We start from the raw sequence: 24,945 nt of genomic DNA on the forward strand, positions 1-24,945 counted from the left end.
GTCAGCCCGCGTCGCTGGATATGACGCCCTTGCGCAGCAGGATGTTGCCGTACTTGCGCTGCTCGCCCGTCTGCAGGATCAGGAAGGCCGCTTCGGTGCGCGCATAAAACTCAAACCGTTCCAGCGTGGCGGCTGGCCGCTCGGCCGCCTGGGCCAGCAGCGCGGAAAATTCGGCGACAGGGGCGGGCACAGCGCCGGCATCACCCACCACCTGCATTGTCCAGGCAGCGTCGCGCACGTAGTTGTCCAGCGGCAGAAGTTGCAGCACGGCCTGCAGCGCCTGCGGCGACGTGACGCCCGCCAACTGCACTAGCCGGGCGCCCCCCCGGGCCGCCACGGCAGCGGCTGGAAAGTTGGCGTCCACGATGGCGACGTCATCCCCATGGCCCATGCTGCAGAGTCCATGCAGTGCGTCAGGGATCAACAGTGGCGGAATATTCTTGAGCATGCGTTGGGGGCGAGGTAGTGATAGGCAATAGCCCAGATCCGCCCGGCTTTTCAGGCTGCGGGTTTCTCCGGGTTGGATGACTGACATGTTAGCTATAACATTGCTGAACTTTTATTGGTGTTTACCCGGAACTGCGGTTTGCCGGCATGTTGAAATGACTTCCACCTTTTCCAGTCTCACATCCCTTCGGCTCGGGCTCGGCGGCGCGCCGCTGGGGAACCTGTTTTCGGCCGTCAGCAACGAAGAGGCGAAGGCATTGGTGGATGCCGCCTGGGCCGGCGGCTGCCGCAGTTTTGACACGGCACCGCACTACGGCCATGGGCTGTCGGAGCGGCGGATGGGCGACGCACTGCGCTCGCGGCCACGGGACAGCTTCACCCTGTCCAGCAAGGTCGGCCGCATCCTGACACCTGACGGGCGTGCCGCGACCGCCCAGCACGGCTATGTCGACATCCTGCCTTTTAACCAGCATTGGGACTTCAGCGCTGGGGGCACGCGCCGCAGCGTGGAAGACAGCCTCCAGCGGCTGGGCATGTCCCGGCTCGACAGCGTCTACATTCACGACCCGGATGCACAGACCCATGGCACCAATGCGAATGCTGTGCTGCGTCAGCTGATTGACGAAACGTTGCCGGCACTGCAGCAACTGAAACGCGAAGGCCTAGTACGCGCCATCGGGCTGGGCACCAATGATGCCGGCGTCGTACTGGACGTATTGCGCGAAGCCGAGCTGGATGTGCTGATGCTGGCCGGCCGCTACAGCCTGCTGGACCACAGTGCGCTGCCCGTTTTGCTGCCGCAGTGCCTGGCGCGCGGCGTGCGCATCGCACTGGGTGGTGCATTTAACTCGGGCATTCTTGCTACCGGGACGCGCGGCGGTGCTGCAACTTTCAACTACGCGCCGGCCGCGCACGAATGGCTGGAGCGGACCGCGAAAATTGAAGGGGTTTGTGAAGCGCACGGTGTTCCACTGCGCGCCGCTGCGCTGCAGTTTCCGCTGGCACACCCGGCCGTGCACAGCCTCATGCTGGGTGCCCGCAAAGCCGGCGAATGGACGGACGCCGTGGCCATGATGGCGCACCCCATCCCGCCGGAGTTCTGGACAGCGCTGCGCACGCAGTGCCTGCTGCCCGCCGAGGTGCTGACGCCATGACATCGTTTCCGGTGATTGACGCGCACTTTCATTGCTGGCAGCTGGCGCGTGATGACTACGGCTGGCTGACACCGGAGCTGGCGCCGATCTACCGCGATGTGGCCGTGAAGGACTGGCAGGCGCAGTCTGCGCCATTGGGTGTGCGGGGCGGCGTGCTGGTGCAGGCCGCAGCCACTGAAGCCGAAACACATTTTTTGCTGACGCAGGCCGATGCGAGCCCCGGTGTGCTGGGTGTGGTCGGCTGGGTGGACATGCTGGCGCCCGACGCACCTGCCCGCATAGCGGCGCTGGCCCGCCACCCCCGGCTCAAGGGACTGCGCCCGATGCTGCAGGACATTGCCGATGCGCAATGGATACTGCAGCCAGCGCTGGCGCCGGCCCTGCATGCGATGGTGGAATGCGGCCTGGTGTTCGATGCGCTGGTCAAGCCTGTGCACCTGCCGCATATCGTGACACTGGCGCGCCGGCACCCGGATTTGCGCATGGTGATAGACCATGCCGCCAAACCTGACATCGCTGCGGGCCAGTGGCAGCCTTGGGCCGACGACATGCTGCGCATTGCCGGCGAGACACAGGCCTATTGCAAACTGTCGGGCCTGATGACCGAGGCCGGGCCGAAGCCGGCTGCCGGCGCTGTCACGCGCTGGGGCAAGCGCGTGCTCAAAAGTTTTGGTGAGCAGCGTGTGGTGTGGGGCAGTGACTGGCCCGTGCTGGAACTGGCCGGCAGCTACGCGCAGTGGTGGGGCGAGACGCAACAATTGCTTGCGCCGCTCGACGTAGCGAGCCAGGCGGCCGTCATGGGTGGCAACGCCAGAGAGTTGTACTGGCTTTAAATCCCGGTTTGCGCTCTGCTTTGCGCGCCGTCTTTAGAATCATCCGATTGTCTGCACTGAAAGCGCATCGCGTGACCGAATCCTCCAACCCTTCCGAAAGCCCGCTGCAGGTTTGCCGCGCCGACTACGGCAATCCCGTGCATGCCGCCGCTGTCGTGCAATTGCTCGACGCCTATGCGCAAGACCCGGCCGGCGGCGCCAAGCCGCTCAGCGATTTCGCCAAAGACAACCTCGTCAGTGAACTCGCCAAACGCCCGCATGCCTTCAGCGTGCTGGCCTTTAGCGGCGACAAGGCTGTCGGCCTCATCAACTGCATTGAAGGTTTTTCCACCTTCGCCTGCCGCCCGCTCGTCAACATCCACGACGTGGCCGTGCTGCCAGGCCACCGTGGCCAGCGTATCGGCGAGAAGATGCTCACGCTGGTGGACGAGATTTCACGCGAACGCGGCGCCTGCAAACTGACGCTCGAAGTGCTGCAGGGCAACCGCAGCGCCATCAAGCTTTATGAACGCATCGGCTTTGCCGGCTACCAGCTGGATCCGGCCATGGGCCAGGCGCAGTTTTTCCAGAAGTGGCTGGAGTGAATATTTCAGGCGCCTTGGTCGCCCGCATCGGACGGATCCCGCGGCAACATCAGCACCGCAAAAGCCACCAGACCCAGCGCCGTTGAAAATCTGATCGTGTCCTCACTTGGGCGGGTCTGCGGCCGCCTTCCTGGGGCCAACCTGCCACAGCACGCCGAACGAAATCAGTCCCCCAAGCACCGGCAACAGAAGAGGCAGAAGACCGAACACGGCCCAACTGCGACCAAACGATGCAGCTGCGTGGCCCAACTGAACGTGAAAGACGGCGAAGAGCACCAGCATCGCAGTTAAGCGATAGGACGCGTACTCTTTGCCCACCGACTCAGGGAATAGGAAAACGCAAGCCAGCATCAGCATGAAGGTCCAACGTGCCCATTGGAGACTGTGCCCCGTCGTGGCGCCAGGAACCAGCGCAGCGGCGGGATCAGTTGCCGCATCGGAGGAAGCCATTCGGGTGGGCCCGGCTCCATCCGTCAGCTTGTCGCGCCGCTCTTTCATGTAACTGTGGATGAACACCGTCCCGATGAACGCCAGCAGCAGGCCCCACGTAATTCCGCCTACACCACCGATAGCGGTCGCCAAGGCCGCAAAGAGGACGATGAAAACAAGGGTACGCGCAAGCATGTTCATAAGAGTCGCTTCGGTCAATAGAGTGATCGTGAAGCCGCTACCAGTGTGTGAGGCCTCTGCCGGCTTTTGGCCGATAGCCGCCATCTTACTGAGGTCCGGCTCGGGCCCAAAGCGGGCTTCTCGCTCGCTGATTACAGACTCGGCTTTGGCGCGACGAGTCTTCGCTCGCGCCAAAGCCGACTGAATTTCGCCTAACAATCAGGTATGACTTCATTCGTCTTTGCGACAAATTCGTAGACGAATTGAGAGCCGCTTGTGGCGGTCCTCAATCTCAGTCTTGCTGTCGTCAGTGCCGGAAGGACATCGGTTGCCGGATCAGTGTGGGTCTGGCGGTTCTTACACAAGACGACCCGAATCTTCGGAGCGTCGGCAGGGACCTCTTGAATCGGGAGGTCTCTGCCGTGACTCAATCCATACCAAAACTGCGACTTGGACGGTTCGCTTTCCACCGATACCGGTGGCAACCAGTTAGAGAACTTATCGGCGGAAACGATTGACGGTAGCCTGAACCAAAAGGTGGGCGCGCTGGCCCCGGGCTCAATATCCGCATTTAGCAAAGCGACTCTAATCGCCACGTAGTTTCTGGCCGGGTATCCGTAGCCCTTCTCATACACAGGCTGCCCACTGATTGTGGAGTCCTCGACGGGGACGAATCCAGCGCCAAAACTGAATCCCCCGTCCCTGTTCAGTGCCTCTCCGAAGCTAATTCCGTAACTTCTAACCGATCGCGGATCATTTACCACCCTGGGGTCGTCGAAGGGCGCGGCACGTCGAATTGTCTTTGGTGCGAGCTCCAGTTGCTGCTTCGAATACCTTGTGAACATTGGATGATTCTCAAGTTGATCGAGCTCAAGATCGTTGAAGTAGATTCGCTTGCCCGGAACGCACACCTGAACTCTGACTTCTGGCTCTGCCTGAGGGGTAGTTCCCTGCGATTGAGCGTTCGTGGCGCACCCCAGTGTCATGCTGAGCACCAGCACTCCTGCATGGTGAGCCCAATTTTTGGGCGCGAAGGTCATGCGATCCGCGAATCCCTGATCGAATTTTTCTTTGCCTCGCATGCGTTTGCCCTTGGTGAATGTCCGCTTCTGAGTGATCGTGGACATGCTAGCTCAATCTCTGTGCCGGGCTGTTGCAGAGGAAGGGTCTTGCAGCGCCATCAGCGCCGCAAACGCCACCAGCCCCAGCGCCGCTGAGAACCACAGCGCGCCGCTGCCAAAACGGTCAATCCCCAGGCCAAACAGCCAGGGTGCTGTGGCCTGCGCAAAGCGGGCTGGCACCATCAGCAATCCCTGGCGCGCGCCGTAATCCCGCACGCCGAACAGCACCAGCGGCAGCGTGCCCTTGGCAATCGTCAGCACGCCATTGCCGGCGCCGTGCAGCAGGGTGAACACCGCCCCTGCCGGAATTCCAAAAAACAGGAACACCATCGCGCCCAGCGTGTGCAGGCTGCCGGCCACCCGCGCCGACACCAGCGGGTGGATGTTGCGCAACAGGCCGTATTCGAGCAGCCTGCCCGCAACTTGCGCGGGACCGACCAGTCCGGCAAATACCAGCGCGGTGGCCAGCGGTACGCCATGGGCTTGCAACAGCCGTGGCAGGTGTGCGGCCATGGCCGTGCTGATGAACCAGGTGACGGCAAACACCAGCGCCAGCAGGACTGCGGTGCGGGTGCTGCTGGAGACGGAGGAGGTGAGAGAAGAAGTGGATGTGGATGGTGCGGACGCAGCGGCGGGCGCCAGGGCATCGGGCGGGCTTGCGCCTGAATGAGACTCGGTGGGAATGCCTGACGCGGGCGAAGCCGGAAGCCGCCAGTTCAGCGGCAGCCCCACCAGCAAGTGCAATGCGGCCCAGACCAGACAGGTCGCACGCCAGCCCCATTCAAGCTCCAGCCAGGTCGACAAGGGCCAGCCCACCGTGCTGGCAAAACCGGCAAACAGGGTGATTCCGGTGATGGCGCCGCGAGCGTCTTTGCCGTACAAATGCACCAGCGCGGCAAAGGCCGCTTCGTACAGGCCCGCGGCCATGGCCACACCCAGGATCACCCAGCCGGCAAACAGGCCCACCGGCCCCTGTGCCAGGGCCAGCACCAGCAGGCCGGCGGCAAAAATCAGGCTGTTCGCGGCCAGCACCGGCCTTCCGCCGTGCTGGTCAATGGCCTTGCCCGCAGCCGGGCCCAGCAATGCGGAGACCACCAGCGCAGCAGAAAAAGCAGCAAATACGTTGGGCGTGCCGACGCCGAGGTCGCGCGCCATGGGCACCGCCAGAATTGCCGGCAGGTAGTAGCTGGAGGCCCACGCCAGCGTCTGTGCGATGCCCAGCTGGACGACGGTGGCAGAACGGCTTTTCGGTGTCACAGCCACAAGGGTACCAAGGACGGACGCGGTGCCTTGATTCGCCGCCTGCGTTTCAGCCTTGGCTCACCGCCTGCTGCCGGCCGAGCGCATGGTGCAGGGCGACGCCCGCCAACGCACCGGCAGCCTGGGCAGCCACAAAGCCCGCTGCACTGGCGGGCGCGATGCCGGCAAAACTGTCTGACAACATGCGTCCCAGCACGGCGGCCGGGTTGGCAAACGAGGTGCTGGCGGTGAACCAGTACGCTGCGCCGATGTAGCAGGCGACCAGCGCCGGCGCCTTGGCCGCAGGGGCGCGCAGCACGACAAAAATCAACCCGCCCGTGGCGACCGCTTCGGCTAGCCACTGACCCCAGCTGCTGCGCAGTTTGGTACTGAACTGCAGCACGCTCATGTCAAACATGGCATGGGCCAGCCAGGCTCCGGCTACAGCGCCCAGTAGCTGGAATGCTATAAAAAGAATAGCTGCTTGCGCCCGTCTCTTATGGGTTGCAGGGCCTTTTGACCACATAACAAGGGTGACCAGCGGGTTGAAGTGCGCGCCACTGACGGGCCCGAGCAGCTCGATCAGCACGTACAGCGCCCACACGGTGGCCAGTGTGTTGGCCAGCAGGGCCACACCCATGTTGCCGCCGCTCAGGCGTTCGGCCATGATGCCCGAGCCGATGACGGCGCAGAGCAGGGCGGCGGTGCCGATGAATTCCGCCAGTGCCTGACGCGCGAGCGAGGGCGCGTCAGGGGGGCGCGGTGCCTCCGCTACGGCAGGGCTTAACAGCACGCCGCTTTTGTGCTGGAAGCTGCGCCAGCGGGCGCGGCGCAGCAGGCCTTGCCGGCGGCGGGCTTGGCTTCGCTGAACACTGGAATGCTGTCCAGCGTATGGAACTGCTCCCAGGCGATGCCTTGCGGGTCAGTCAGCCAGTATTTGTCGCTGCGGGCGTAGCAGCAGGTGGTGGGGCCTTCGTCCAGCAGCGTCATGTCGGCGCGGGTGGCACTGGCTTTCAGGGCCTGCAGCTCTTCGGGCCTGTCGACCTGAATGCCCAGATGGTCCACGCCGGGCGCACTTCCCCGGGTAGAGATGGCAAAGTTGACCGGCGGGTCGCTGAGCATCCACTTGGCATAGTCGGCCTCGGTGCGGGCAGGCTGCTGGTCAAACATGGCCGAGTAAAAGGCGATGTTCTGCTCGAGATCTTTCACGTGGACGTGGACATGGAAGCGTTTCATGGGGCTCTCCTTGGGTGGTTGTGTTGGCTTGGATCTGTGCGTGATGGAGGTGGTGGCGTGCAATCGCGTAGGGTGTTCAGCAGTTGCTGCAATCGGCCTTGGTGGCTACTTCACAAGTGCCGCCTTCGCAGCAGTGCTCTGTCAGGTAGCCCAGCAGCGCATTCATTTGCCCGAAGTTGGCGCGGTAGATCAGGTTGCGCCCGCGTGCCTCGCTGTTGACGAGGCCGGCGTGTGAGAGCTCTTTGAGATGGAAAGACAGGGCACTCGGTGCGACGCCCAGTTGTTCGGCCATCGCGCCCGGCGTCAATCCCTCAGGCCCGGCGACGACGAGGGCGCGGAACGCGCGCAGGCGCTGGGCTTGCGCCAGCGCTGCCAGGGCCTTCACGGCAGAACCTTCCTCAAGCGGGGGAAAATCAAGGTTTGGGATTAATGCTTTCATAATTCAAATATAATTGAAATATTGAATCGATGCAACCAATCCCTTTTTCAGGAGTGAACTTATGCCTTCCGCCGTCACGATTTACCACAACCCCCAATGCGGCACGTCGCGCAATGTGCTGGCGCTGATCCGCAATGCCGGCATCGAACCCGAGGTCATCGAATACCTGAAAACACCACCCACACGGGAAAAGTTGCTGGAGCTGGTCGCGCAGATGGCGGTGCCGGTGCGGGAGGTGGTCCGGCAAAAGGAGGCCGTCTACAAGGATCTGGGCCTGGACGACGCCACGCTGGCCGACGAAGCCCTGATCGACGCGATGCTGGCCCATCCCATCCTGATAAACCGGCCCATCGTCGTCACGCCGTTGGGCACGCGCCTGTGCAGGCCTTCGGAAGCCGTGCTGGACATCCTGCCCATGCCGCAGCGGGGTGCGTTCAGCAAGGAAGACGGTGAACAGGTCGTCAATGACAAAGGGGAGCGTGTGGCGGGCCGCTGAGCTTCCCAGCCTCAACGCAATGCAGTCCGGGCCGTTCGACTGCCCGGCCGGTAGCACGGTCTGTCCATGGTCATGCATAGGCGGCAATGTCGTCTTTTCGGTCATTTCCGCTGTTTAACCGGGGGAATGGGCACCTGATTTGACAAATGCTGTGCTTATAGGCCCAAGAATGCTGGTGCCCCCGCGTTTCCTCACGCATAATCGGGAGGTGCGGCTGCCATTGCATTCGCACAGGTTAGGTGATCGGTCAGTTTCGCGCGCTACGGCGGTACTTTTTAGGTTTGTTGTGCTTTCGGGACCCCATCGCTTTTGTTTTATGTATTTTTGAGGAGTCCCCATGGGCAATAAACTTTACGTCGGCAATCTGCCATACACGGTCCGCGACGAAGACCTGCAACAATCTTTCGGCCAATACGGCTCTGTCTCCAGCGCCAAAGTCATGATGGAACGTGACACCGGCCGCTCCAAAGGTTTCGGCTTTGTCGAAATGGGCAACGATGCCGAAGCACAAGCTGCAATTTCCGGCATGAACGGCCAGTCGCTCGGCGGCCGCAGCATCACCGTGAATGAAGCCCGTCCAATGGAAGCACGTCCTCCACGTAGCGGCGGCTTCGGCGGCGGCGGTGGTGGCGGCTACGGTGGTGGCGATCGTTCCGGCGGTGGCGGCTACGGCGGCGGCGGCGGTGGTGGTCGCGGCGGCTACTAAGCCCTGCAAACCCCGTCAACGGCAGAGATGCCGTTGCCAACCCGCTCTCTCGGCGTTACGTTGAGAACAGCATAAAAGGCTTCAGAACTTCGGTTTTGAGGCCTTTTTTCTTTGGGGCTGGGTAATATTTACCTGCGGGCACTTTGCCGGGCGGTCACAACGTTTGCACTTCAGTGTGCAGGGTGTTTCGTGGCCTAATGCCCCTCTATGAAGGTTCACAAGGTGCACGACGCGACCATCCTCATGCTTGGTGACAGTCCTCCACCGGGCGACTTCGATCTATGCATCTATGAGGCAGAAGACGGCGACGGATGGCAAGGCTTTGTTGCCGGGCGCGCCGGGTCAGCCAGTGCCGAATTTCGGCTTGCAAGTGCCTCGGCTACCTATGAAGCCGCACTGGCCAGCTGGATGGAGTCCAACCGGGGTCATGGCCGATGACCATCTGGACGGCATCTGGCACGACGGTGATGAGCCTCCGGCAGCATCTCCCGGCGCCACAAGCGCTGCCGATCTTGATGGCAAAAAACTTTATCAAACAGGCGGCGACAGGGCCTCGCGAAGACATCTTTCCAGGGCCTGCGTGACGCGCCGGCGGGAACTCATGCCTTTGCGCAGGATGCCGATCTCGCGGTAAAAAGTCTTTTCACCCAGGGAGATTGCGCGCACACCCGGTGGCATGGGCAGGTAGGCCTCCACCATCGGCACTAGCGCAACTCCCAGGCCTTCGGCGACAAGGTTCATCAGACCCGTGATCTCGTCAAGCTCGATGGAGTCCTGCACCGCCAGTTTGTTCTCGCGCAGGAACCGGGTCACCAGACGCCCACCGAAAGACGTGCGTTCGTAGCGCAAAAAAGGCTGCGACTGGAGCAATGCGCGCCAGTCCCGCCCTTTGATTTCCTTGCGCACGAGCAACTTGAAGGGTTCGTACATCAAGGTTTGCCAGGTCATTTCCGGCAGGATGCCGAACGGAGGCCGGATCATCACCGCCGCGTCGATCTCAGCACTGTCGAGCTGGTCCATCAGCTTCATGGACACGCCGGGGGCGATATGGACGGGCAGTTTCGGGTTTTCCTTCCTCAGTGCCGCCAGCGCACGGGGAAGCACCGAAGACTGAACAGATGCAATGGCGCCGATCCGCAAGGTGCTGGCAAGCTCGTCATCGGTGCCCGCATCGCCCAGCTTTGAGAACAGCAGAACAATCTCTTCGGCACGCGCGAGCACCCTGGCACCCTCTTCGTTGAGCACTGCGGAACGCCGTGTCCGGTCAAAGAGCGCCAGCCCGAGGGATTCTTCCAGCCGCTGGATCTGGCTGCTCACGGCGGACTGGGTCAGTCCAATCTGGCCGCCGGCGGCAGAAAAGCCTCCGTAACGCACCACCGCGATCAAGGTTTTCAATTCGGTAATCACACGGGTTTCTCGTTAATTCATCGAAATTATTGATTCTCAGATTGAATATATATCGTTTTGCAAAGTGCATCAATCGACCTAAAGTGCGGCTTCCACGACTCAAAGAGGCTTTCGATGACCCCGCAAAACGCAACCACTCCCGCCAAAGCGCTCCCGCCGTTTCATCTGGCATTCCCTGTCCACGACCTCGCCGTCGCACGCCGGTTTTACGGTGAATTACTGGGCTGCCCCGAAGGCCGCAGCTCCAGCGAATGGGTCGACTTCAACTTCTACGGCCACCAGATCGTGGCGCACCTGGCGCCCGACGAATGCGGCCACCGCCAGACCAGCGCCGTTGACGGCCACAATGTTCCCGTTCGCCACTTCGGCGCGATCCTGTCCCTCCCCGAGTGGGATGTCCTGGCGGCCCGATTGAAAGCGGCGGGCACGCAGTTCGTCATCGAACCCTACGTCCGCTTCAAGGGTGAGCCCGGTGAACAGGCCACCATGTTCTTCCTCGACCCGTCCGGAAACGCAATCGAGTTCAAAGCCTTCGCCACGCTCGACAGCCTGTTTGCCAAGTGAAGGAGGCATGATGATGAAATTGGTAGCCTGTTCGGGCATTGCCGCAGCGTTCACCCTGGCGGGAGCTGCGGCCACCGCGCAGCCAATCGACACGCTCAAGAAGATCAAGGAGACGGCAGCCGTCACCATGGGCGTCCGTGAAGCCTCCGGCGCCATGTCCTATACGCTGGGGGCCGGCGAATACACAGGGTTTCATGTGGACATCTGCAAAAGGGTGATCGCGGATATCCAGAAACAGCTGGGCCTGGCGAAGCTGGACGTGCGCTTTCAGTCTGTCACCGCGCAAAACCGGATCCCTCTGGTTCAAAACGGTACGGTAGACCTGGAGTGCGGGACAACGACGAACAACGCCGCACGCCAAAAGGATGTTGCCTTCGCACCGACGCTCTATATTGAAGAAGTCCGGGTCGCCACCAAAACCAGGACCGGAATCACCAGCCTGTCCCAGCTTGCCAACAGGACTGTGTCGGCCACATCTGGCGCCACGGCCGTTCAGCTTATCCGCAAGCACGAACGCGCGGCGGGCGTCGACTTCAAGGAGGTTTATGGCAAGGACAACAGCGAAGGTTTCCTGCTTCTTGAAAATGACCGGGCCGAAGCGTTCGTGGCGGACGGCCAGATCCTGGCCACCATGATTTCCCAGTCAAAACAGCCGAAAAACTATGTGGTGCTGAAAGAAGTCCTGAGCGTCGAGCCGATTGCCATCATGCTGCCCAAAGGGGATGCATCCTTTAAACAGGCGGTGGACGCCAGCATCGCCAGAATGGCGAAAAGCGGGGAGGTGGCGAAGCTCTATGAAAAATGGTTTGTCCAGCCGATACCGCCGAACAACACGCAGGTAGGCATGCCCGCATCGGAGCTGACCAGGGCGGCATGGGCCAACCTGAGCGACAAGCCGCTGGAAGACTACACGAAGAAGTAGTGAGGAAGAGGGCGAGGGGAGCAGCCCGCCCTGAAACGCATCGGCCCCAACATAATCGGCAGCATCGAAACGCACCGGGAAGAAATGACATGACACACTTCAAGGAAGTCGCCCTCGCACACGCCAGCCGCCTGATCAATCACGGCCCAACGGTTTTGGTGACGAGCGCGCACGGCACGGCGCGCAACGTGATGGCCGCCGCCTGGTCGATGCCCGTGGAGTTCACGCCGCCTCGCATTGCCATCGTGATCGACAAGAAAACCTATACGCGTGAACTCATCACCGCCAGCGGCGGCTTCGGCATATGCCTTCCATGCACGGCCCTGGCCGGCTTGACGCATGCGGTCGGCAGTCAGTCCGGCCGCACGGGCGACAAGTTTGCGCAATACGGCTTGAAGGCCCGCACGGGGCCGGTGCTCGGCATGCCCTTGCTGGAGGAGGGCTGCGCGGCATGGCTGGAGTGCCGCCTGATCCGCGAGCCGCATACCGAAGACGCGTACGACACCTGCTTTGCGGAGGTGGTCGCTGCCGCTGCCGATGAGCGTGTGTTCCAGCAGGGGCACTGGCGCTTCGGCGATGACAACCTCGATCTGCAGACGATTCATCATCTGGGGGGCGGGAATTTCGTCAGACCGGCGGGAATGTTTCGTGCCGGTGACGTGGCGACAAAAATACCCTGAGGCCATCGTCAATCAGGAGTTGGTTTCGCCCCACAACCTTCCCCGCACGGCATCCTGGGCCAGGCGAAGGCTTTACCATTGCGGGCATGAAAACAACCTACATCCTCGGCGCCATCCTGGCTTGCAGCATCATCGGCGCATTGGTCGGTGCCCGTTCGGTGAAAACCGGACTTCTGGTGACATCGGGACTTCTCTCTCTCTATGGCTTGTTTCGCCTGCTGGGCTGAGCGAGCCGGCACTTCCTGACCGGCGCGAGCCCATCGATTCCATGGCGACCACAAGCCGAAACCAGGGCAACCTGATCACTCGCCTCTTGCAGCGTGGCCGGGAAGAACGCATCGCCCAGGCGGCGGGCGGCCTCACGTTCACGATGGTGATGTCCATGGTGCCGATGCTGGCGGTGAGCTTCGCGCTGTTCGCGCGCACGCCAGCCTTGCACGCCACCGGTGACGCGATTCGCGAGCACCTGCTGCGCGGCCTGTTGCCGGAGGGCATCGCCAAGACGGTGCTGAAGCACCTGGCGCAGTTTGCGGGCAATGCCAATGGCCTCACGCTGGTGGGCTTTGCGCTGCTGCTGGTGTCGGCCCTGACGCTGCTGCTGAGCATGGAAAACACGCTGAACCGCATATGGCAGGTGAAGAAGTCACGCCCCGTGCTGCGCCGACTGGCTTTGTACGCAGGCATGCTGCTCACGGGGCCGGTGCTCATCGGCGCCAGCCTGTGGGCTGCGTCTTATCTGGTGGCGGCTTCCAGCGGGTTGGTGGGCGCGCGGCCTGCCTGGGTGCCGCATGCCATTAACCTGGGGCCCGCCATTCTGAGCGCCATCGGCTTCACCTGCCTGTTCCGCTTCGTGCCGAACACTGTCGTGCGGTGGAGTCATGCGATCGCGGGTGGCCTGCTGGCCGGTATTGCCTTTGAGCTGGGCAAGTACGGCTTCGCGATTTACCTGGCCAACGTGCCCACCTACCGCACGATCTACGGCGCCTTCGCGCCGCTGCTGGCTTTTCTGGTGTGGGTGTATTACTCGTGGCTGGTCACGCTGGCCGCGGCGCTGGTCAGCGCCAGCCTGCCGCGCGCCGGGGCGCAGCCGGCGCGGCGGCTGTCACGGGCCTGACCTGGCTGGCGTCGGCCAGGCCGTGTAGCCTCTTGCCATGGATTCTCTGATTGCCGCTTCCGCACGCGCGCTGGCCGCCGGCGATGCGCTGGGCGCGCTCAAGCACGTCGCCCTGCGCGACGACCCGCCGGCTCTGGCTCTGCGCGGCATCGCCATGGCCCAGTTGGGCGAGCACCCGCGTGCCCGCGAACTCCTTCGCCGCGCGGCCCGCGGTTTCGGTGCCCATGAAGAACTGGCGCGTGCACGCTGCGTTGTGGCAGAAGCCGAGGTGGCGATGGCCATGCGCGACTTCGCCGGCTCACCACGCGCACTTGCGGCTGCGGCAGCCACGCTGGAGGCGCACGCCGATACGGCCAACGCGCTGCAGGCGTGGCTCATCACGGCACGGCGGCTGTTGCTGCTAGGCCGGCTTGATGAGGCCGCAGCGGCGCTGGCGAAGCTGGATGCGCGCGGCCTGCCGCCTTCGCTGCGGGCCGTGGCCGAACTCACATCCGCCGAGCTGGCATTGCGATCGCTCCGCGTCGGTGAGGCGCGCATGGCGCTGGCGCGCGCGCACGCGGCGGAAGAGCGGGCGCAGGTTCCCGCGCTGATGGCCGAAGTCACTGAAGCGCGCACTGCACTTGACAGGCCCGCCGCCCGGCGCCTCACCGCCGGGGGCGAGCAGGCGCTGCGCCTCGACGAGGTCTCGGCGCTCCTGGCCTCGGACGCGCTGGTGGTCGACGCCTGCCGCCGCGGGCTGGGCGCGGGAGACCAGTGGCGGCCGCTGGCGCGCCGGCCGGTGTTGTTCTCCCTGGCGCGTTCACTCGCCGAAGCATGGCCTGGTGATGTGAGCCGCGAAGCGCTGATCGAATTCGCCTTTCGCACCAGGCGCCCCGACGAGACGCACAGGGCGCGCCTGCGGGTGGAGATCAGCCGCCTGCGCGCGCTCGTCAAAACACTCGCAAGCATCGAGGCTACCGAGCGGGGCTTCATCCTGAAGCCGCTGGCGGGGCGCGACGTGGCTGTGCTGGCACCGCCCATTGACGGCGAGCAGGCCTCGCTGGTGGCGCTGCTGTCGGACGGCGCGGCCTGGTCCACCTCGGCCCTGGCGCTGGCCGTGGGGGCAAGCCAGCGCACCGTGCAGCGGGCGCTGGCCGATCTGGAAGCCGGCGGGCGGGTGCGTTCCATCGGGCGGGCACGGGCACAGCGCTGGCTGGCGCCGCCGCTGGCGGGATTCACGACGATCTTGTTACTCCCTGCTTCGCTGCCGATTGGATAGAGTTGACTCCATGGCGCTGATTGATGGCGCGACAAGGAGCAACGATGACCCGCAAGACCCTCACCGCAAAACCCGAACCCAAGGCGCGCCCCGCCGAAATCGTGCGCGAGTACAGCTTCCCCGGTGTCAACGACGTCGCCGGTGTCACGCATGACGGCCAGCGTGTCTGGGCCGCCACCGGCGCCAGGATCGTCGCCTTCGACCCCGCCAGCGGTGAGCAGACGCGCACGCTGGAGTGCGCCGGTGACGCCGGTACCGCCTTCGACGGCAAACACCTCTACCAGATTGCTGAGACGCGTATCGACAAGATTGACCCCGCCACCGGCAAGGTGGTGGCGTCCATACCGGCGCCCGGCAGCGGCAGCGACTCGGGCCTGACCTGGGCCGAAGGCAGCCTGTGGGTGGGCCAGTACCGCGACCGCAAGATCCACCAGGTTGACCCGAAGACAGGCGCCATCCAGCGCACGATTGAATCGAACCGCTTCGTCACCGGCGTGACCTGGGTGGACGGCGAGCTCTGGCACGGCACCTGGGAGGGCGACGACAGCGAGATCCGCCGCATCGACCCGAAAAGCGGCGCCGTGATCGAACGGCTGGAAATGCCGAAGGGCACCGGCGTCAGCGGCCTGGAGTCCGACGGCGCGGACCTCTTTTATGCGGGCGGCGGCAAGAGCGGAAAAGTCCGTGCCGTGCGACGACCGAAAGCCGCGAAGGCCGCGTAGCCCGCCTGGCCGCATAACCCCATTCGGTCACCAGGACCGATAACGAGCGCACCTGTTACCAGCACGGGTCGGGCAGCGCATTGACCCACGCAACACAAACCCAAGCAAACGGCTCACCGAGCCAAGGAGAAAACCATGAAGCTTTACTACAGCCCGTCCGCCTGTTCTTTGTCGCCGCACATCGTGGCCAATGAGTTGGGCCTTGCCATCGAACTCGTGAAGGTCGACGTGGTCGCAAAACGCACCGAGCACGGCGAAGACTTTCTCGCCATCAACCCCAAAGGTCTGGTGCCTGTGCTCCAGCTGGATGACGGCAGCCTGCTGACGGAAGGCCCCGCCGTTGTGCAATACCTTGCCGACCTGAAGCCTGAGGCGAAGCTGGCGCCCGCCAGCGGCAGCATGGCGCGCTATCGCCTGCAGGAGATGCTGGGGTACATCAATTCAGAGCTGCACCAAGGCTACATGCCGCTGTTCAACCCGGCTTGCAGCGATGAGGTTCGCAGCGCACGCATGACCCATCTGCACAAACACTACCGTCTGCTGGAAACCACGCTGGGCCGCACGCCGTTCCTGCTGGGCGACCGTTTCACGGTGACCGATGCCTATTTGTTTGTGGTCACGCGCTGGGCGGAGTTCGTCAAGCTGGACCTGTCGGCCTTCCCGAACCTGCTGGCGTTCCAGGCACGCATCGCGGCCCGGCCTGCCGTGCAGACGGCGATGCGCCGTGAACAACCGGCCGTTGCCTGATCCCGACCACCTGCCTTTCATTCACTGAATCACCCACTCGTTTAACCCAGGAGAACACCATGAATACCACCGTGACCGAAACATCCCCCATGAAGCACTCCGTCGTGTCCAGAGACAAATGGCTGGCCGAGCGCAAGACGCTGCTGGCGCAGGAGAAAGAACTGACACGCCTGCGCGACCGGATCGCCGGCGAGCGCCGTGCGCTCCCCTGGGTCCGCGTCGAAAAAAACTACGTCTTTGACACGCCCGAAGGCAAACGCTCGCTTGCCGACCTGTTTGAAGGGCGCCGCCAGCTGATGGTGCAGCACTTCATGTTCGGGCCGGGCTGGGAGCAGGGCTGCCCGAGCTGCTCTTACATGGCCGACCACACTGAAGGCATGAAGATCCACCTGGCGCACCGCGACGTGAGTTTTGTGGCCGTCTCGCGCGCAACGCTGCCTGAGATCGAGCGTTTTCGCCGCCGCATGGGCTGGGCCTTCAAGTGGGTCTCTTCAAACAGCAGCGACTTCAACTACGACTTCCACGTGAGCTTCAAGCCCGAGGAAAGGGTCAACGGCACCGTCAACTACAACTACGGCATGACCGAATTCCCGGCCGAAGAAGCGCCCGGCATCAGCCTGTTCTACAAGGACGACGCGGGCGAAGTCTTCCACACCTACTCGACCTACGGTCGCGGTGTGGAAGTGATGATGGGCACCTACAACATGCTGGACCTCACGCCCAAGGGCCGGGACGAGCATGACGGGTTTTACAAGATGGACTGGGTGCGCCACCACGACCGCTACGAAACCGCGTCCGCATTCACGCCCGCGCCCGAAGCCGATTCGTGCTGCAGCACGAAGGCCTGAGCAGTCCGCGAACGGTGCGCCCATCATGTCAAGCCTTTGGCCGTGGCTTGTGGTGGCAGGGGTCGGCGCCCTTCATGGGCTGAACCCCGCCACCGGCTGGGCGCTCGCCGCCGCGTGGGGCGTGCGCGCACGCGACCGGTCGCAGGCGCTGTGGGCGCTGCTGCCGATTGCGGCCGGGCACACCGCTTCGGTCGCGCTGGTGGCCGGCGCGGTGGCAGGGGGCCTGACGCTGGATCGCTTCACGCTGCAGGTCCTGGCAGGCGGCCTGCTGGCCGCCTTCGCCGTGGTTCACCTGTCGGGCCGCGCACCCAGGGCGGCGCGCGCACCAGCGGGGCACGCCGGGCTGGCGCTCTGGTCTTTCATGATGTCCACCGCGCACGGCGCCGGCTTGATGCTGGTGCCGGCCCTGATCCCGTTGTGCGCAGGGGAGGCGCGGGCTGCGGAGCTGGCAGGGTCAGGACCGCTGGCGCTGGCCCTCGCGGCGGTAGGCGTTCATACCGCCGCGATGCTTGCCGTTACCGGTCTGGTCGCCACCGGGGTTTGCCGTGGTCTGGATGCCGGAGTCCGTGTGATCAACGCTCGCATGCGGGTACGGCCTCCGGCGCAGCGCTGATGGTGATGTGGCTGCGCGAAGCGCTGGCCAGGCTCCGCAGGCTGCCATGGCCGAGGTAGTTGCTGCTTCCACTGTCTGGGTGCTGTTTGATTTGCTATCTTTTCTATAGCTGCTTGCGCATATCCCTATTGGGCTTGAGCGCGATTTGATGCCCGAAACAGGCAAAAAAACGGCAGTTTTTGAGCATTTCGATGTTTTTTCCTCTGCCTAAGCGCCTTTTTGGGTGCCTTGAGGGCCCGTTTTTAGGGGTAATTTAGCCCTTCGAGGCAATATGGACGGGCGCGAGCAGCTATCAAAACAATAGCGATTTCGCCGCGCCGTGCGCAGCCATTTCGACCGCCTGCAGCTGGAACACACCCGGCGGGGCTATTTCCTGGCCGCATTCCGCTTGCGGGTGGCTGCGGCTTTTTTGGCGGAGGCTGACCGCTCTTGCGCCGTGCGGGAAGCTGCGGCTGCGCCGCCAAGGCGCCCGCCTTTTCGGGACGGTGCATGGTTTTCTGCCTTGCCGCGGCCCGATCCGGACTTCTTGCCGCCGCCGGTTTCCTTGTTGACGGTGGCCCAGGCGCGGCGCTCGGCTTCTTCCTTGCCGACGCCGCGGTCTTCGTAGCCTTCTTCAATGTGTTCAGCCTGGCGCTTTTGCTTGTCGGTGTAGGCAGATTTGTCGCCTCTGGGCATGTCGGTTCTCCTTGGCTGGATTTTCTTCGCCGTGATCGCTGTGATGGCCGCTGTGATGGCGGCCGCTGTGATGGCGAGAGCTTGAAAATACTGCGCCGGGGCAGGGCGCTTCGCGCGCGACATTCCCGAAAAAAGGTCGGTGATCTCCTACGTCGCGACGTTGCCGCAGGCGCTTCGCCGCCACGCGCATCGCAACCCCGAGTTCCATGGCGGCAGGGGGCTGCCGCCGCGGCCGATCTCAATCTTCCGCCGAAGGCGTGGCGTTCAGTTCATCCATCAGCCACTGCACAAACTGCTGCGTCTCCGGGGCGGCATTGGGCGCAAGGCCAAAATAGTGGCGACCCAGCGCCATCCGCAATTCCGGCAAAGGGCTCATCAACCGCCCCGCCGCCATGTCATGGGTAATTTGCGATACCGGCGCCAAGGCAAAACCCAGCCCGTCGACGGCGGCCTGAAGCACAAAGTGCAAATGGTCAAATTGCAGGCAACTGGCTGGATTGAGCTCTGGTGCGTTCACCTGCTTTTTCCAGTTTTCCCAATCATGGTTGCGCGATTTGGATAGCAGCAGGACATGGGACGCCAAAGAGTGCGGGCCGGTGACGGGGCGGCTGGCAAACAGTGCAGGCGACCCCACAACAAGAACTTCGTCTTCCAGAAATGGATGAATCTGCATCGCCGGCGGCCACCCCTTGGTGCTCCGCCGGATGGCCAGATCGAATTCATCCACCGCTTTGTCCGGCGGCAAGGTGCTGGTCATCACCTGCGGTTCGATGTCTGGGTGCTTTGCCACGAACGCTGACAACCTTGGAATCAGCCAGCGCACCGCGAACGTGGGCCGGACGTTGATCTTGACGGCGCGCAATGGTGTACCACCCCTGAGTGATTCGGCGGCTGCGCCAATCTGCCCGAGTGCGGGCCCCACCTGCGTATGGAACTGATGGCCGGCTGCCGTCAGAAGAACTTGCCGGGTTTTCCGCTCGAACAGGTCCACGCCAAGATAGGTTTCCAGCGCCTTGATCTGGCGGCTGATGGCGCCGTGCGTCACATGTAATTCCAGGGCGGCCCGGCTGAAACTCTGATGGCGCGCCGCCGCAGCGAAAGCGCGGACCGCGTTCAACGGAGGCAGGCGAGGCAACATGTGTGCAATTTTCTCACACGTGCCGCGCACTAATATCGTTTGTCGAGAGAGGCAGCCCTGCGCACCATACAAGCCATGCAACAGATCACGGCTTCTACTTCCGACCGCAACTCGCGCCATGCCGCCATGGTGCTCGGGCTATCACTTCCGGGGGACACGGTGCTCTACCTGCTCCTGCCGATGTTCGCTCCTGCGTTTGGCGTCACCTTGCCCGAAGCGGGCATTCTCCTGGCCGCTAACCGCCTGGTGCGCATTGCGGGCTACGGAGCAGTGGCAAGGTTTTACGCCCGCAACGGTGAACGGCTCACCTGCTCACTGGCGGCGCTAGCGGCCGCGGTGTGCGCGCTGGGTTACGCGATGCTGACCGGGTTCGTCGCCCTGTTGTTCTTGCGGCTCTTGTGGGGCCTGGCCTTCGCAGCCCTGAACCTGGCCACCCAGGCATTGGCCACCGCCGAACCGGCGGGCGCTGCGCGTCGGGCAGGGCGATCCCGCGCATTCACGGCACTGGGGCCCATGCTTGCCCTTCCTTTGGGCGGCGTGTGTGCGCTTTGGTTTGGCCCTAAAGTTATTTTTTTCCTGTTCGCGGCTGTTGCGTTGAGTGCCTTGCTGGTCGCACGGCAGCTGCCAACCGCCGCACATGCCGAGCCGGCACCACGAAAAACAGGAATCAGGCTCCCGGGCGGGCTGGACATCTTTTCCTTCACGGAAGGCCTGGTGCTGGACGGCCTGTTCATCATCGGCCTCTCTTATCTGGGCCGTGACCTGTTGCCCGGCAACCCGGTCATCGTGGCGGGGCTTCTGCTGTCGGTCCGTTACCTGGCGGAAATTGTCTTGAGTTCTGCCGGCGGATACATGGCTGAAAAGCATGGCGTCGAAGTTCTTATGGTGACCTTCTCCGTGCTCACTTCTGTTGCCCTGGTGGGCTTTGGTTTCGGCTGGCTGTGGACTTGCGCACTTGCCATCGTGGTTTTACGTGCCTTGCTGTTGCCGCTGCTGCCGCCGCTGGTTGCACTGCGCACGCCGGGACCCGGACGCATACAAGCCCTCGCCACACGCTCGGTCTGGCGCGACATGGGCGCCGGCGCAGGTCCGGTGCTGGCCGGCCTGTTGTTGCCCATCGTGCCCTCCGCATGGATTTACGGCGTTGCTGCACTTCTTCTTTCGGCCACCGCCATGGCCTGCCTGAGGCAGCGCAGCGACTGAGCGCGAATCCGATGCCACTCTCTTCATTCTCTCGTTTCTTTTGGAGATTTTCACTTGGACATTCACCACACACTCATCAATTGCGCCGGGGGCACGGTCGCGTTACCCGTCAGCCCGATGAACCATCGAAGCGATGGCGGACATTTGCTGGTCAATCCGCCCCGGCCGGTGTGGGAAAGAAGTGAATTGACGCCCAATGAACTGGCGCTATGGGGCTGCCTGGTCGCAGCCACCGCAAGAGCCATGCTGGAAACACTGCCCCAACTCGCCGGAGGGTGCCTGAACTACTGGGAGGCAGGTAACAACGCGCTCAACGAACTGGCGCATCCACCCGGACCGAAAACCCCTCAACTTCACCGGAAAATGCATCTCCACATTTTTGGGAGAAGCCCGACAGCGAGTCACCCCGATTGGCAATGGGGCGAACCTCCGCAGTTTCCAAAATTTGCTTCATCCAAAGCCTGGGCAGCTCAGTTCAGCCGTCTGGAGGCGGACGAATGCGAGGCCATAACAAAGAGGCTCGAAGTGCTGTTGGCAACGAGGTACGCGACAGGCTCCTAACTGCGTTGCGCAGGCGGCCGTCCACCCGGTCGATTTACCGCTGTTTGGATCGATTGCCGATGGCAACTACTCGTCGCTTTACAGGGACGACGATTTCTGTTTTAGCCAATCCAGGGATGTCCGATTTGTCATCTCTGGCATGTCCGTTCTCTTTTGCCGTTTGTCCGTACTCATGCGCCGGCACGGTGGTGAGGTTGCAAGGCCAAGGCAGGGCTGCGCCTTGCCGTGGAGGGATTGCCGAAAAAACGGTCTCCTGAGCCGTCGAGGCGGCCGATGCGTGCCCGCCACACGACGCGAATTTCTTCCCGTGTCACACAACTGCCATTGAACTGACACGAACGCGTCACCCCCGGCTCCCAGAATCACGCCATGACCAGCATGACGGAGCACCCGATGAATGACGGACAGGCGCAGGGCCCCAGCCGCACCTTGAGCAGCGGCATCCAGGATTTCAACAAGCAGTGCCTGCGCATCCTGCGCTGCACCGCACAAGCCCTGGCGAACAGCCCGGGCGGCCTGCGCTTCAAGGCGGGCACCCGGCCCTGGCTTGAGGGTCTTTCGAATGCGCGGCCGATGCTGGCCGCCGGTTTGGGGCGACGTGACAAGGTGGTTTCGCTGACCGCCGGTGATTGAGAGTCAAAGCCCCTTTTTTGGGGCTTTTTTACAGCGCGATTTGAAGTTGCTGAATTGTCGAGTTGATGAGTTGCCGAAGTTGTTGAGACACCAGGAAACAAGGAGTTAGCCATGAAAGAACTGCCCAATCCCACCTTTGCATTGTCGCCAGTCGCAATGCCACGGGGGTCACTTCATCAAAGCGGTCATGCTGTCATTCCCGCCGTTGTTCAAAGGCCTGCCGTGGGGAAAATCACGGTCAGCTGGGCCCGGCACCAGGACGAGGTCCGGCAGGCACAGCGCCTGAGGTACCAGGTTTTTGCGCTCGAGATGGGTGCCAATCTTTCCAAGGTGCTGCCCGGCCACGACGTCGACCTGTTTGACGACTATTGCGAACACCTGCTGGTGCGTGATGCCGACAGCCAGGAAGTCATAGGTACCTATCGCGTGTTGACGCCGACCCAGGCCAGGCGCGTGGGAAGTACCTACAGCGACACCGAATTCGACCTGACCCGCCTGCGCTCCCTGCGTGAACGCATGGTTGAGCTGGGCCGCAGCTGCGTGCATGCCGACCACCGCCACGGCGGCGTCATCCTGGCGCTGTGGGGTGCGCTGGCTGAATTCATGGCGCGCAACCAGCTGGATACGATGATTGGCTGCGCCAGCATTCCGATGCAGCACAACGGCGTTTCCAGCGGGCACGCGGCCGCCAGCATCTGGCGCCAGGTGCGCGAAACGCATCTGGCACCCATTGAATACCGCGTGACGCCGCGTCTGGCGCTGCCGGTGGAGCGACTGGACGACACGCTGGACGTGGAACCGCCCGCGCTGATCAAGGGCTATTTGCGCCTGGGTGCCAAGGTGCTGGGCGCACCCGCCTGGGACCCGGACTTCAATTCGGCCGACCTGCCCATGATGATGCGCATCGCCGACCTGCCGCCGCGCTACCTCAAGCATTTCTCCGGCAAGCCTGTGTCGGGCAGCCCTTCGGAGGCCTGATGCGCAGCATGTTTGACGCCATGGGCGCGCTGGGCAATGGCTTAGTCGCGAACAACGACGATCGTGATGGCGATGACGACGACTCGCTGCGCAAGCGCTATCGCACCATCTTTATTTCCGACATCCACCTGGGCACGCCCGGCTGCCAGGCGGCCGCGCTGCTGGATTTTCTGAAGGCCCACCCGAGCGACAACCTGTACCTCGTGGGTGACATCGTCGATGGCTGGCAGCTGCGCCGCCGCTGGTACTGGCCGCAGTCGCACAACGACGTGGTGCAAAAACTGCTGCGTCGCGCCCGAAAAGGCTGCCGCGTGGTTTATGTGCCGGGCAACCATGATGAGTTTGCGCGTGAATTTATTGGTAACCAGTTCGGCGGCATCGAGGTGATCGATGAAGCCGTGCACACCACCGCCGACGGTCGCCAGTTGTGGATCATCCACGGCGACTACTTCGACGCGGTGGTGCAGTGCGCCAAGTGGCTGGCCTACGTGGGCGACAACCTCTATGAATTCACACTCAAACTCAACCGCCACCTCAACAGCCTGCGCGCCCGCCTGGGCCTGCCGTACTGGTCGCTGTCGGCCTACTTGAAGCAAAAGGTCAAGAGCGCGCTCAATTACGTCACCGACTTTGAAGAGGCCGTGGCCAATGAAGCCCGCCGCCGCGGCCACCAGGGCGTGGTTTGCGGGCACATCCACCGGGCCGAGATGCGCGACATCAACGGCGTGCTGTACTGCAATGACGGCGACTGGGTGGAAAGCCGCACTGCGCTCGTGGAAAACTTCGACGGCTCGCTCGAACTGGTGCACTGGGCACCTGCGCACGAGACGCAGGGCCGCGGCCACATGGCTTCCACGGTGACCGCATGAGAGTCGCTCTGGTCACGGATGCTTGGCAACCGCAGGTCAATGGCGTGGTCACCACCCTGGTGGAACTGGTGCGGGAGCTTCAGGAACTGGGGCACCAGGTGGAAGTGATCCAGCCTGGCCTTTTCAAGACGCGGCCTTGCCCGGGTTATGCCGGCATTGACCTGGCGGTGCGCCCAAAGCGTGGTTTGACCGAAAAGCTCGATGCCTTTGCACCCGAGGCCATCCACATTGCCACCGAAGGCCCGCTGGGCTGGGCTGCGCGCAGCTATTGCCTCAAGCGCGGCCTGAAGTTCACCACCGCATTTCACACCAAGTTCCCTGAGATCCTTCATGCGGCATTGAAGATTCCGCTGTCATGGGGTTACGCGCTGTTCCGCCATTTTCACAGGCCTTCGTCGGGCGTGATGGTGCCTACCCATGGCGTGTTGCGCATGCTGGAGAAGCGGGGCTTTCAGAACCTGCGCAGCTGGACGCACGGCGTGGACACGGAGCTTTTCGGCTTTGAGTCGCAAGCGCGCTTGTACCCGCCCATGGGGACCGTAGTGCGGCCGGTGTCGCTGTTTGTGGGCCGGGTGTCGTATGAGAAAAACATCGAGGCTTTCCTCAAGCTGGACATTCCGGGGACCAAGGTGGTCTGCGGGGTAGGGCCCCTGGAGGCGACACTCAAGGAGCGTTATCCGCAGGTCCGCTGGATGGGCGTTCTGCCCCGGGATGAGCTGGCCAAGGTTTATGCCGCCGCCGATGTGTTCGCCTTTCCCAGCCGGTCAGAAACTTTTGGTCTGGTGATGCTCGAAGCCATGGCAGTCGGCACACCGGTGGCGGCCTACCCGGTCGATGGCCCGCTGGAAGTGCTTGGAAAGCCCGATGGAAGCTGTCATGGCGGTGTCATGCATGAAGATTTGCAACAGGCTTGTTACAGCGCTTTGGCTGTGCCGCGCCATGAAGCACGCCTGCGTGCGCTGGATTTCAGCTGGGCCCATGCGGCGCAGCTTTTCGAGTCTTTCCTCGTAACTGCCGGGAAGAACAGCGCTCAGGCCAACCCCGGCAATAACAGGGGCAGTGCTTGCGTACCCCTTCAGGCGGGTGCACCATCAGTCAAAAGTACTGTCACGCCTTTGTCATGAAACCGGTCAACACTGTGACTTGTTG

32 protein-coding genes are annotated in these 24,945 nt (G+C 62.9%); 22 read left to right on the forward strand and 10 right to left on the reverse strand.

The features are described 5' to 3' along the window. Nucleotide 1 precedes the first annotated feature (1 nt). A complete protein-coding gene (locus AC1DVV_RS04965; protein WP_457278701.1) occupies nucleotides 2-448 on the reverse strand; it encodes an RbsD/FucU family protein in 447 nt (148 codons plus the stop codon). Between the two features lie 154 nt (nucleotides 449-602). Between AC1DVV_RS04965 and AC1DVV_RS04970 the strand changes: the two genes are divergently transcribed. The 3 genes from AC1DVV_RS04970 to AC1DVV_RS04980 all read left to right on the forward strand — a co-directional run bounded on the left by AC1DVV_RS04970 (nucleotide 603) and on the right by AC1DVV_RS04980 (nucleotide 3,018). After that, nucleotides 603-1,601: an aldo/keto reductase gene (locus AC1DVV_RS04970; protein ID WP_477702117.1), complete on the forward strand. Its 999-nt coding sequence runs from the start codon at nucleotides 603-605 to the stop codon at nucleotides 1,599-1,601. Further along, the gene (locus AC1DVV_RS04975) at nucleotides 1,598-2,434 is read left to right on the forward strand and encodes an amidohydrolase family protein (RefSeq protein ID WP_477702116.1); all 837 of its coding nucleotides are present in this window, start codon (nucleotides 1,598-1,600) and stop codon (nucleotides 2,432-2,434) included. Before AC1DVV_RS04970 ends, AC1DVV_RS04975 begins: the two co-directional genes overlap by 4 nt. Nucleotides 2,435-2,505: 71 nt before the next feature. Then, nucleotides 2,506-3,018 carry a GNAT family N-acetyltransferase gene (locus AC1DVV_RS04980; protein ID WP_477707121.1) on the forward strand — a complete coding sequence of 171 codons (513 nt, stop codon included), beginning with the start codon at nucleotides 2,506-2,508 and terminating at the stop codon, nucleotides 3,016-3,018. 102 nt (nucleotides 3,019-3,120) lie between these two features. On the opposite strand, the gene AC1DVV_RS04985 is transcribed toward AC1DVV_RS04980, so the two are convergent. The 6 genes from AC1DVV_RS04985 to AC1DVV_RS05010 form a co-directional block, all read right to left on the reverse strand. After that, nucleotides 3,121-3,648 carry a hypothetical protein gene (locus tag AC1DVV_RS04985; RefSeq protein WP_457306394.1) on the reverse strand — a complete coding sequence of 176 codons (528 nt, stop codon included), beginning with the start codon at nucleotides 3,646-3,648 and terminating at the stop codon, nucleotides 3,121-3,123. 191 nt (nucleotides 3,649-3,839) lie between these two features. After that, nucleotides 3,840-4,754: a hypothetical protein gene (locus tag AC1DVV_RS04990; RefSeq protein ID WP_477667201.1), complete on the reverse strand. Its 915-nt coding sequence runs from the start codon at nucleotides 4,752-4,754 to the stop codon at nucleotides 3,840-3,842. A gap of 6 nt (nucleotides 4,755-4,760) precedes the next feature. Continuing rightward, nucleotides 4,761-6,005 (reverse strand): MFS transporter, encoded by a 1,245-nt coding sequence (locus AC1DVV_RS04995; RefSeq protein ID WP_457278696.1) that lies wholly within the window; start codon nucleotides 6,003-6,005, stop codon nucleotides 4,761-4,763. Nucleotides 6,006-6,057: 52 nt separating this feature from the next. Continuing rightward, nucleotides 6,058-6,780: an aquaporin gene (locus tag AC1DVV_RS05000; RefSeq protein ID WP_457278695.1), complete on the reverse strand. Its 723-nt coding sequence runs from the start codon at nucleotides 6,778-6,780 to the stop codon at nucleotides 6,058-6,060. Further along, complete coding sequence (locus AC1DVV_RS05005; protein ID WP_477667202.1) at nucleotides 6,771-7,223, reverse strand: ArsI/CadI family heavy metal resistance metalloenzyme; 453 nt, start codon at nucleotides 7,221-7,223, stop codon at nucleotides 6,771-6,773. The genes AC1DVV_RS05000 and AC1DVV_RS05005 overlap by 10 nt, the downstream gene beginning before the upstream one ends. 76 nt (nucleotides 7,224-7,299) lie before the next feature. Beyond that, nucleotides 7,300-7,662 (reverse strand): ArsR/SmtB family transcription factor, encoded by a 363-nt coding sequence (locus AC1DVV_RS05010; RefSeq protein ID WP_477667203.1) that lies wholly within the window; start codon nucleotides 7,660-7,662, stop codon nucleotides 7,300-7,302. Between the two features lie 61 nt (nucleotides 7,663-7,723). On the opposite strand from AC1DVV_RS05010, the gene arsC reads away from it, so the two are divergent. The 3 genes from arsC to AC1DVV_RS05025 all read left to right on the forward strand — a co-directional run bounded on the left by arsC (nucleotide 7,724) and on the right by AC1DVV_RS05025 (nucleotide 9,302). Continuing rightward, the gene (arsC, locus tag AC1DVV_RS05015; RefSeq protein WP_477667204.1) at nucleotides 7,724-8,158 is read left to right on the forward strand and encodes an arsenate reductase (glutaredoxin); all 435 of its coding nucleotides are present in this window, start codon (nucleotides 7,724-7,726) and stop codon (nucleotides 8,156-8,158) included. Between the two features lie 337 nt (nucleotides 8,159-8,495). After that, a complete protein-coding gene (locus tag AC1DVV_RS05020) occupies nucleotides 8,496-8,864 on the forward strand; it encodes an RNA recognition motif domain-containing protein (protein ID WP_457278691.1) in 369 nt (122 codons plus the stop codon). A 207-nt stretch (nucleotides 8,865-9,071) separates the two neighbouring features. After that, nucleotides 9,072-9,302: a hypothetical protein gene (locus AC1DVV_RS05025; RefSeq protein ID WP_457278690.1), complete on the forward strand. Its 231-nt coding sequence runs from the start codon at nucleotides 9,072-9,074 to the stop codon at nucleotides 9,300-9,302. A 93-nt stretch (nucleotides 9,303-9,395) separates the two neighbouring features. On the opposite strand, the gene AC1DVV_RS05030 is transcribed toward AC1DVV_RS05025, so the two are convergent. Then, nucleotides 9,396-10,271 carry a LysR family transcriptional regulator gene (locus tag AC1DVV_RS05030; protein ID WP_477689016.1) on the reverse strand — a complete coding sequence of 292 codons (876 nt, stop codon included), beginning with the start codon at nucleotides 10,269-10,271 and terminating at the stop codon, nucleotides 9,396-9,398. Nucleotides 10,272-10,385: 114 nt separating this feature from the next. On the opposite strand from AC1DVV_RS05030, the gene AC1DVV_RS05035 reads away from it, so the two are divergent. The 10 genes from AC1DVV_RS05035 (at nucleotide 10,386) to AC1DVV_RS05080 (ending at nucleotide 17,739) form a co-directional block, all read left to right on the forward strand. Continuing rightward, nucleotides 10,386-10,835: a VOC family protein gene (locus AC1DVV_RS05035; RefSeq protein ID WP_457278688.1), complete on the forward strand. Its 450-nt coding sequence runs from the start codon at nucleotides 10,386-10,388 to the stop codon at nucleotides 10,833-10,835. A gap of 7 nt (nucleotides 10,836-10,842) precedes the next feature. After that, nucleotides 10,843-11,757 carry an amino acid ABC transporter substrate-binding protein gene (locus tag AC1DVV_RS05040; RefSeq protein ID WP_477667206.1) on the forward strand — a complete coding sequence of 305 codons (915 nt, stop codon included), beginning with the start codon at nucleotides 10,843-10,845 and terminating at the stop codon, nucleotides 11,755-11,757. Nucleotides 11,758-11,846: 89 nt separating this feature from the next. Further along, nucleotides 11,847-12,437: a flavin reductase family protein gene (locus AC1DVV_RS05045; RefSeq protein ID WP_457278687.1), complete on the forward strand. Its 591-nt coding sequence runs from the start codon at nucleotides 11,847-11,849 to the stop codon at nucleotides 12,435-12,437. Between the two features lie 86 nt (nucleotides 12,438-12,523). Beyond that, nucleotides 12,524-12,664, forward strand: a complete 141-nt coding sequence (locus AC1DVV_RS05050; protein ID WP_457278686.1) for a hypothetical protein — start codon at nucleotides 12,524-12,526, stop codon at nucleotides 12,662-12,664. Between the two features lie 41 nt (nucleotides 12,665-12,705). Further along, nucleotides 12,706-13,551 (forward strand): YhjD/YihY/BrkB family envelope integrity protein, encoded by an 846-nt coding sequence (locus tag AC1DVV_RS05055; RefSeq protein WP_457278685.1) that lies wholly within the window; start codon nucleotides 12,706-12,708, stop codon nucleotides 13,549-13,551. Between the two features lie 37 nt (nucleotides 13,552-13,588). Then, nucleotides 13,589-14,809, forward strand: a complete 1,221-nt coding sequence (locus AC1DVV_RS05060; protein WP_477702115.1) for a helix-turn-helix domain-containing protein — start codon at nucleotides 13,589-13,591, stop codon at nucleotides 14,807-14,809. Nucleotides 14,810-14,853: 44 nt separating this feature from the next. Beyond that, nucleotides 14,854-15,531 carry a Vgb family protein gene (locus AC1DVV_RS05065; RefSeq protein WP_457278683.1) on the forward strand — a complete coding sequence of 226 codons (678 nt, stop codon included), beginning with the start codon at nucleotides 14,854-14,856 and terminating at the stop codon, nucleotides 15,529-15,531. Nucleotides 15,532-15,666: 135 nt separating this feature from the next. Beyond that, a complete protein-coding gene (gene gstA / locus AC1DVV_RS05070) occupies nucleotides 15,667-16,278 on the forward strand; it encodes a glutathione transferase GstA (RefSeq protein WP_477667208.1) in 612 nt (203 codons plus the stop codon). A gap of 59 nt (nucleotides 16,279-16,337) precedes the next feature. Next, nucleotides 16,338-17,126, forward strand: coding sequence for a DUF899 domain-containing protein (locus AC1DVV_RS05075; RefSeq protein WP_457278681.1), 789 nt, complete (start codon nucleotides 16,338-16,340; stop codon nucleotides 17,124-17,126). A gap of 25 nt (nucleotides 17,127-17,151) precedes the next feature. After that, a complete protein-coding gene (locus AC1DVV_RS05080) occupies nucleotides 17,152-17,739 on the forward strand; it encodes a hypothetical protein (protein WP_457278680.1) in 588 nt (195 codons plus the stop codon). Between the two features lie 366 nt (nucleotides 17,740-18,105). On the opposite strand, the gene AC1DVV_RS05085 is transcribed toward AC1DVV_RS05080, so the two are convergent. Continuing rightward, nucleotides 18,106-18,414: a plasmid stabilization protein gene (locus AC1DVV_RS05085; RefSeq protein ID WP_477667210.1), complete on the reverse strand. Its 309-nt coding sequence runs from the start codon at nucleotides 18,412-18,414 to the stop codon at nucleotides 18,106-18,108. Between the two features lie 238 nt (nucleotides 18,415-18,652). After that, the gene (locus AC1DVV_RS05090; protein ID WP_457278678.1) at nucleotides 18,653-19,552 is read right to left on the reverse strand and encodes a LysR substrate-binding domain-containing protein; all 900 of its coding nucleotides are present in this window, start codon (nucleotides 19,550-19,552) and stop codon (nucleotides 18,653-18,655) included. A 75-nt stretch (nucleotides 19,553-19,627) separates the two neighbouring features. Here AC1DVV_RS05090 and AC1DVV_RS05095 point away from each other — a divergent pair, with 75 nt between their 5' ends. The 6 genes from AC1DVV_RS05095 (at nucleotide 19,628) to AC1DVV_RS05120 (ending at nucleotide 24,920) form a co-directional block, all read left to right on the forward strand. Next, complete coding sequence (locus tag AC1DVV_RS05095; protein ID WP_477702114.1) at nucleotides 19,628-20,755, forward strand: MFS transporter; 1,128 nt, start codon at nucleotides 19,628-19,630, stop codon at nucleotides 20,753-20,755. Nucleotides 20,756-20,809: 54 nt separating this feature from the next. Then, nucleotides 20,810-21,316, forward strand: a complete 507-nt coding sequence (locus tag AC1DVV_RS05100; protein WP_477667212.1) for a hypothetical protein — start codon at nucleotides 20,810-20,812, stop codon at nucleotides 21,314-21,316. A gap of 369 nt (nucleotides 21,317-21,685) precedes the next feature. Further along, a complete protein-coding gene (locus AC1DVV_RS05105) occupies nucleotides 21,686-21,949 on the forward strand; it encodes a hypothetical protein (protein WP_477667213.1) in 264 nt (87 codons plus the stop codon). A 111-nt stretch (nucleotides 21,950-22,060) separates the two neighbouring features. Next, nucleotides 22,061-22,927 carry a GNAT family N-acetyltransferase gene (locus AC1DVV_RS05110; RefSeq protein ID WP_477689023.1) on the forward strand — a complete coding sequence of 289 codons (867 nt, stop codon included), beginning with the start codon at nucleotides 22,061-22,063 and terminating at the stop codon, nucleotides 22,925-22,927. Then, nucleotides 22,927-23,796 (forward strand): UDP-2,3-diacylglucosamine diphosphatase, encoded by an 870-nt coding sequence (locus tag AC1DVV_RS05115; protein WP_477689024.1) that lies wholly within the window; start codon nucleotides 22,927-22,929, stop codon nucleotides 23,794-23,796. The genes AC1DVV_RS05110 and AC1DVV_RS05115 overlap by 1 nt, the downstream gene beginning before the upstream one ends. After that, nucleotides 23,793-24,920 (forward strand): glycosyltransferase family 4 protein, encoded by a 1,128-nt coding sequence (locus AC1DVV_RS05120; RefSeq protein ID WP_477702113.1) that lies wholly within the window; start codon nucleotides 23,793-23,795, stop codon nucleotides 24,918-24,920. The genes AC1DVV_RS05115 and AC1DVV_RS05120 overlap by 4 nt, the downstream gene beginning before the upstream one ends. The last annotated feature ends 25 nt before the right edge of the window (nucleotides 24,921-24,945 follow it).

It is taken from the genome of Polaromonas sp. P3_B4 (assembly GCF_056402835.1).

Bases quoted from the DNA above. Each gene is read 5' to 3' on its own strand.
- AC1DVV_RS05065 (WP_457278683.1), top strand. From the start codon at position 14,854: ATGACCCGCAAGACCCTCACCGCAAAACCCGAACCCAAGGCGCGCCCC.
- AC1DVV_RS05005 (WP_477667202.1), bottom strand. From the start codon at position 7,223: ATGAAACGCTTCCATGTCCACGTCCACGTGAAAGATCTCGAGCAGAAC.
- AC1DVV_RS05010 (WP_477667203.1), bottom strand. From the start codon at position 7,662: ATGAAAGCATTAATCCCAAACCTTGATTTTCCCCCGCTTGAGGAAGGT.
- AC1DVV_RS05105 (WP_477667213.1), top strand. From the start codon at position 21,686: ATGACCAGCATGACGGAGCACCCGATGAATGACGGACAGGCGCAGGGC.
- AC1DVV_RS05110 (WP_477689023.1), top strand. From the start codon at position 22,061: ATGAAAGAACTGCCCAATCCCACCTTTGCATTGTCGCCAGTCGCAATG.
- AC1DVV_RS05020 (WP_457278691.1), top strand. From the start codon at position 8,496: ATGGGCAATAAACTTTACGTCGGCAATCTGCCATACACGGTCCGCGAC.
- AC1DVV_RS04965 (WP_457278701.1), bottom strand. From the start codon at position 448: ATGCTCAAGAATATTCCGCCACTGTTGATCCCTGACGCACTGCATGGA.
- gstA (WP_477667208.1), top strand. From the start codon at position 15,667: ATGAAGCTTTACTACAGCCCGTCCGCCTGTTCTTTGTCGCCGCACATC.
- AC1DVV_RS05050 (WP_457278686.1), top strand. From the start codon at position 12,524: ATGAAAACAACCTACATCCTCGGCGCCATCCTGGCTTGCAGCATCATC.
- AC1DVV_RS04970 (WP_477702117.1), top strand. From the start codon at position 603: ATGACTTCCACCTTTTCCAGTCTCACATCCCTTCGGCTCGGGCTCGGC.
- AC1DVV_RS05035 (WP_457278688.1), top strand. From the start codon at position 10,386: ATGACCCCGCAAAACGCAACCACTCCCGCCAAAGCGCTCCCGCCGTTT.
- AC1DVV_RS05120 (WP_477702113.1), top strand. From the start codon at position 23,793: ATGAGAGTCGCTCTGGTCACGGATGCTTGGCAACCGCAGGTCAATGGC.
- AC1DVV_RS04975 (WP_477702116.1), top strand. From the start codon at position 1,598: ATGACATCGTTTCCGGTGATTGACGCGCACTTTCATTGCTGGCAGCTG.
- AC1DVV_RS04985 (WP_457306394.1), bottom strand. From the start codon at position 3,648: ATGAACATGCTTGCGCGTACCCTTGTTTTCATCGTCCTCTTTGCGGCC.
- AC1DVV_RS05085 (WP_477667210.1), bottom strand. From the start codon at position 18,414: ATGCCCAGAGGCGACAAATCTGCCTACACCGACAAGCAAAAGCGCCAG.
- AC1DVV_RS05095 (WP_477702114.1), top strand. From the start codon at position 19,628: ATGCAACAGATCACGGCTTCTACTTCCGACCGCAACTCGCGCCATGCC.
- arsC (WP_477667204.1), top strand. From the start codon at position 7,724: ATGCCTTCCGCCGTCACGATTTACCACAACCCCCAATGCGGCACGTCG.
- AC1DVV_RS05090 (WP_457278678.1), bottom strand. From the start codon at position 19,552: ATGTTGCCTCGCCTGCCTCCGTTGAACGCGGTCCGCGCTTTCGCTGCG.
- AC1DVV_RS05045 (WP_457278687.1), top strand. From the start codon at position 11,847: ATGACACACTTCAAGGAAGTCGCCCTCGCACACGCCAGCCGCCTGATC.
- AC1DVV_RS05040 (WP_477667206.1), top strand. From the start codon at position 10,843: ATGATGATGAAATTGGTAGCCTGTTCGGGCATTGCCGCAGCGTTCACC.
- AC1DVV_RS05025 (WP_457278690.1), top strand. From the start codon at position 9,072: ATGAAGGTTCACAAGGTGCACGACGCGACCATCCTCATGCTTGGTGAC.
- AC1DVV_RS05080 (WP_457278680.1), top strand. From the start codon at position 17,152: ATGTCAAGCCTTTGGCCGTGGCTTGTGGTGGCAGGGGTCGGCGCCCTT.
- AC1DVV_RS05115 (WP_477689024.1), top strand. From the start codon at position 22,927: ATGCGCAGCATGTTTGACGCCATGGGCGCGCTGGGCAATGGCTTAGTC.
- AC1DVV_RS05075 (WP_457278681.1), top strand. From the start codon at position 16,338: ATGAATACCACCGTGACCGAAACATCCCCCATGAAGCACTCCGTCGTG.
- AC1DVV_RS04990 (WP_477667201.1), bottom strand. From the start codon at position 4,754: ATGTCCACGATCACTCAGAAGCGGACATTCACCAAGGGCAAACGCATG.
- AC1DVV_RS05055 (WP_457278685.1), top strand. From the start codon at position 12,706: ATGGCGACCACAAGCCGAAACCAGGGCAACCTGATCACTCGCCTCTTG.
- AC1DVV_RS05060 (WP_477702115.1), top strand. From the start codon at position 13,589: ATGGATTCTCTGATTGCCGCTTCCGCACGCGCGCTGGCCGCCGGCGAT.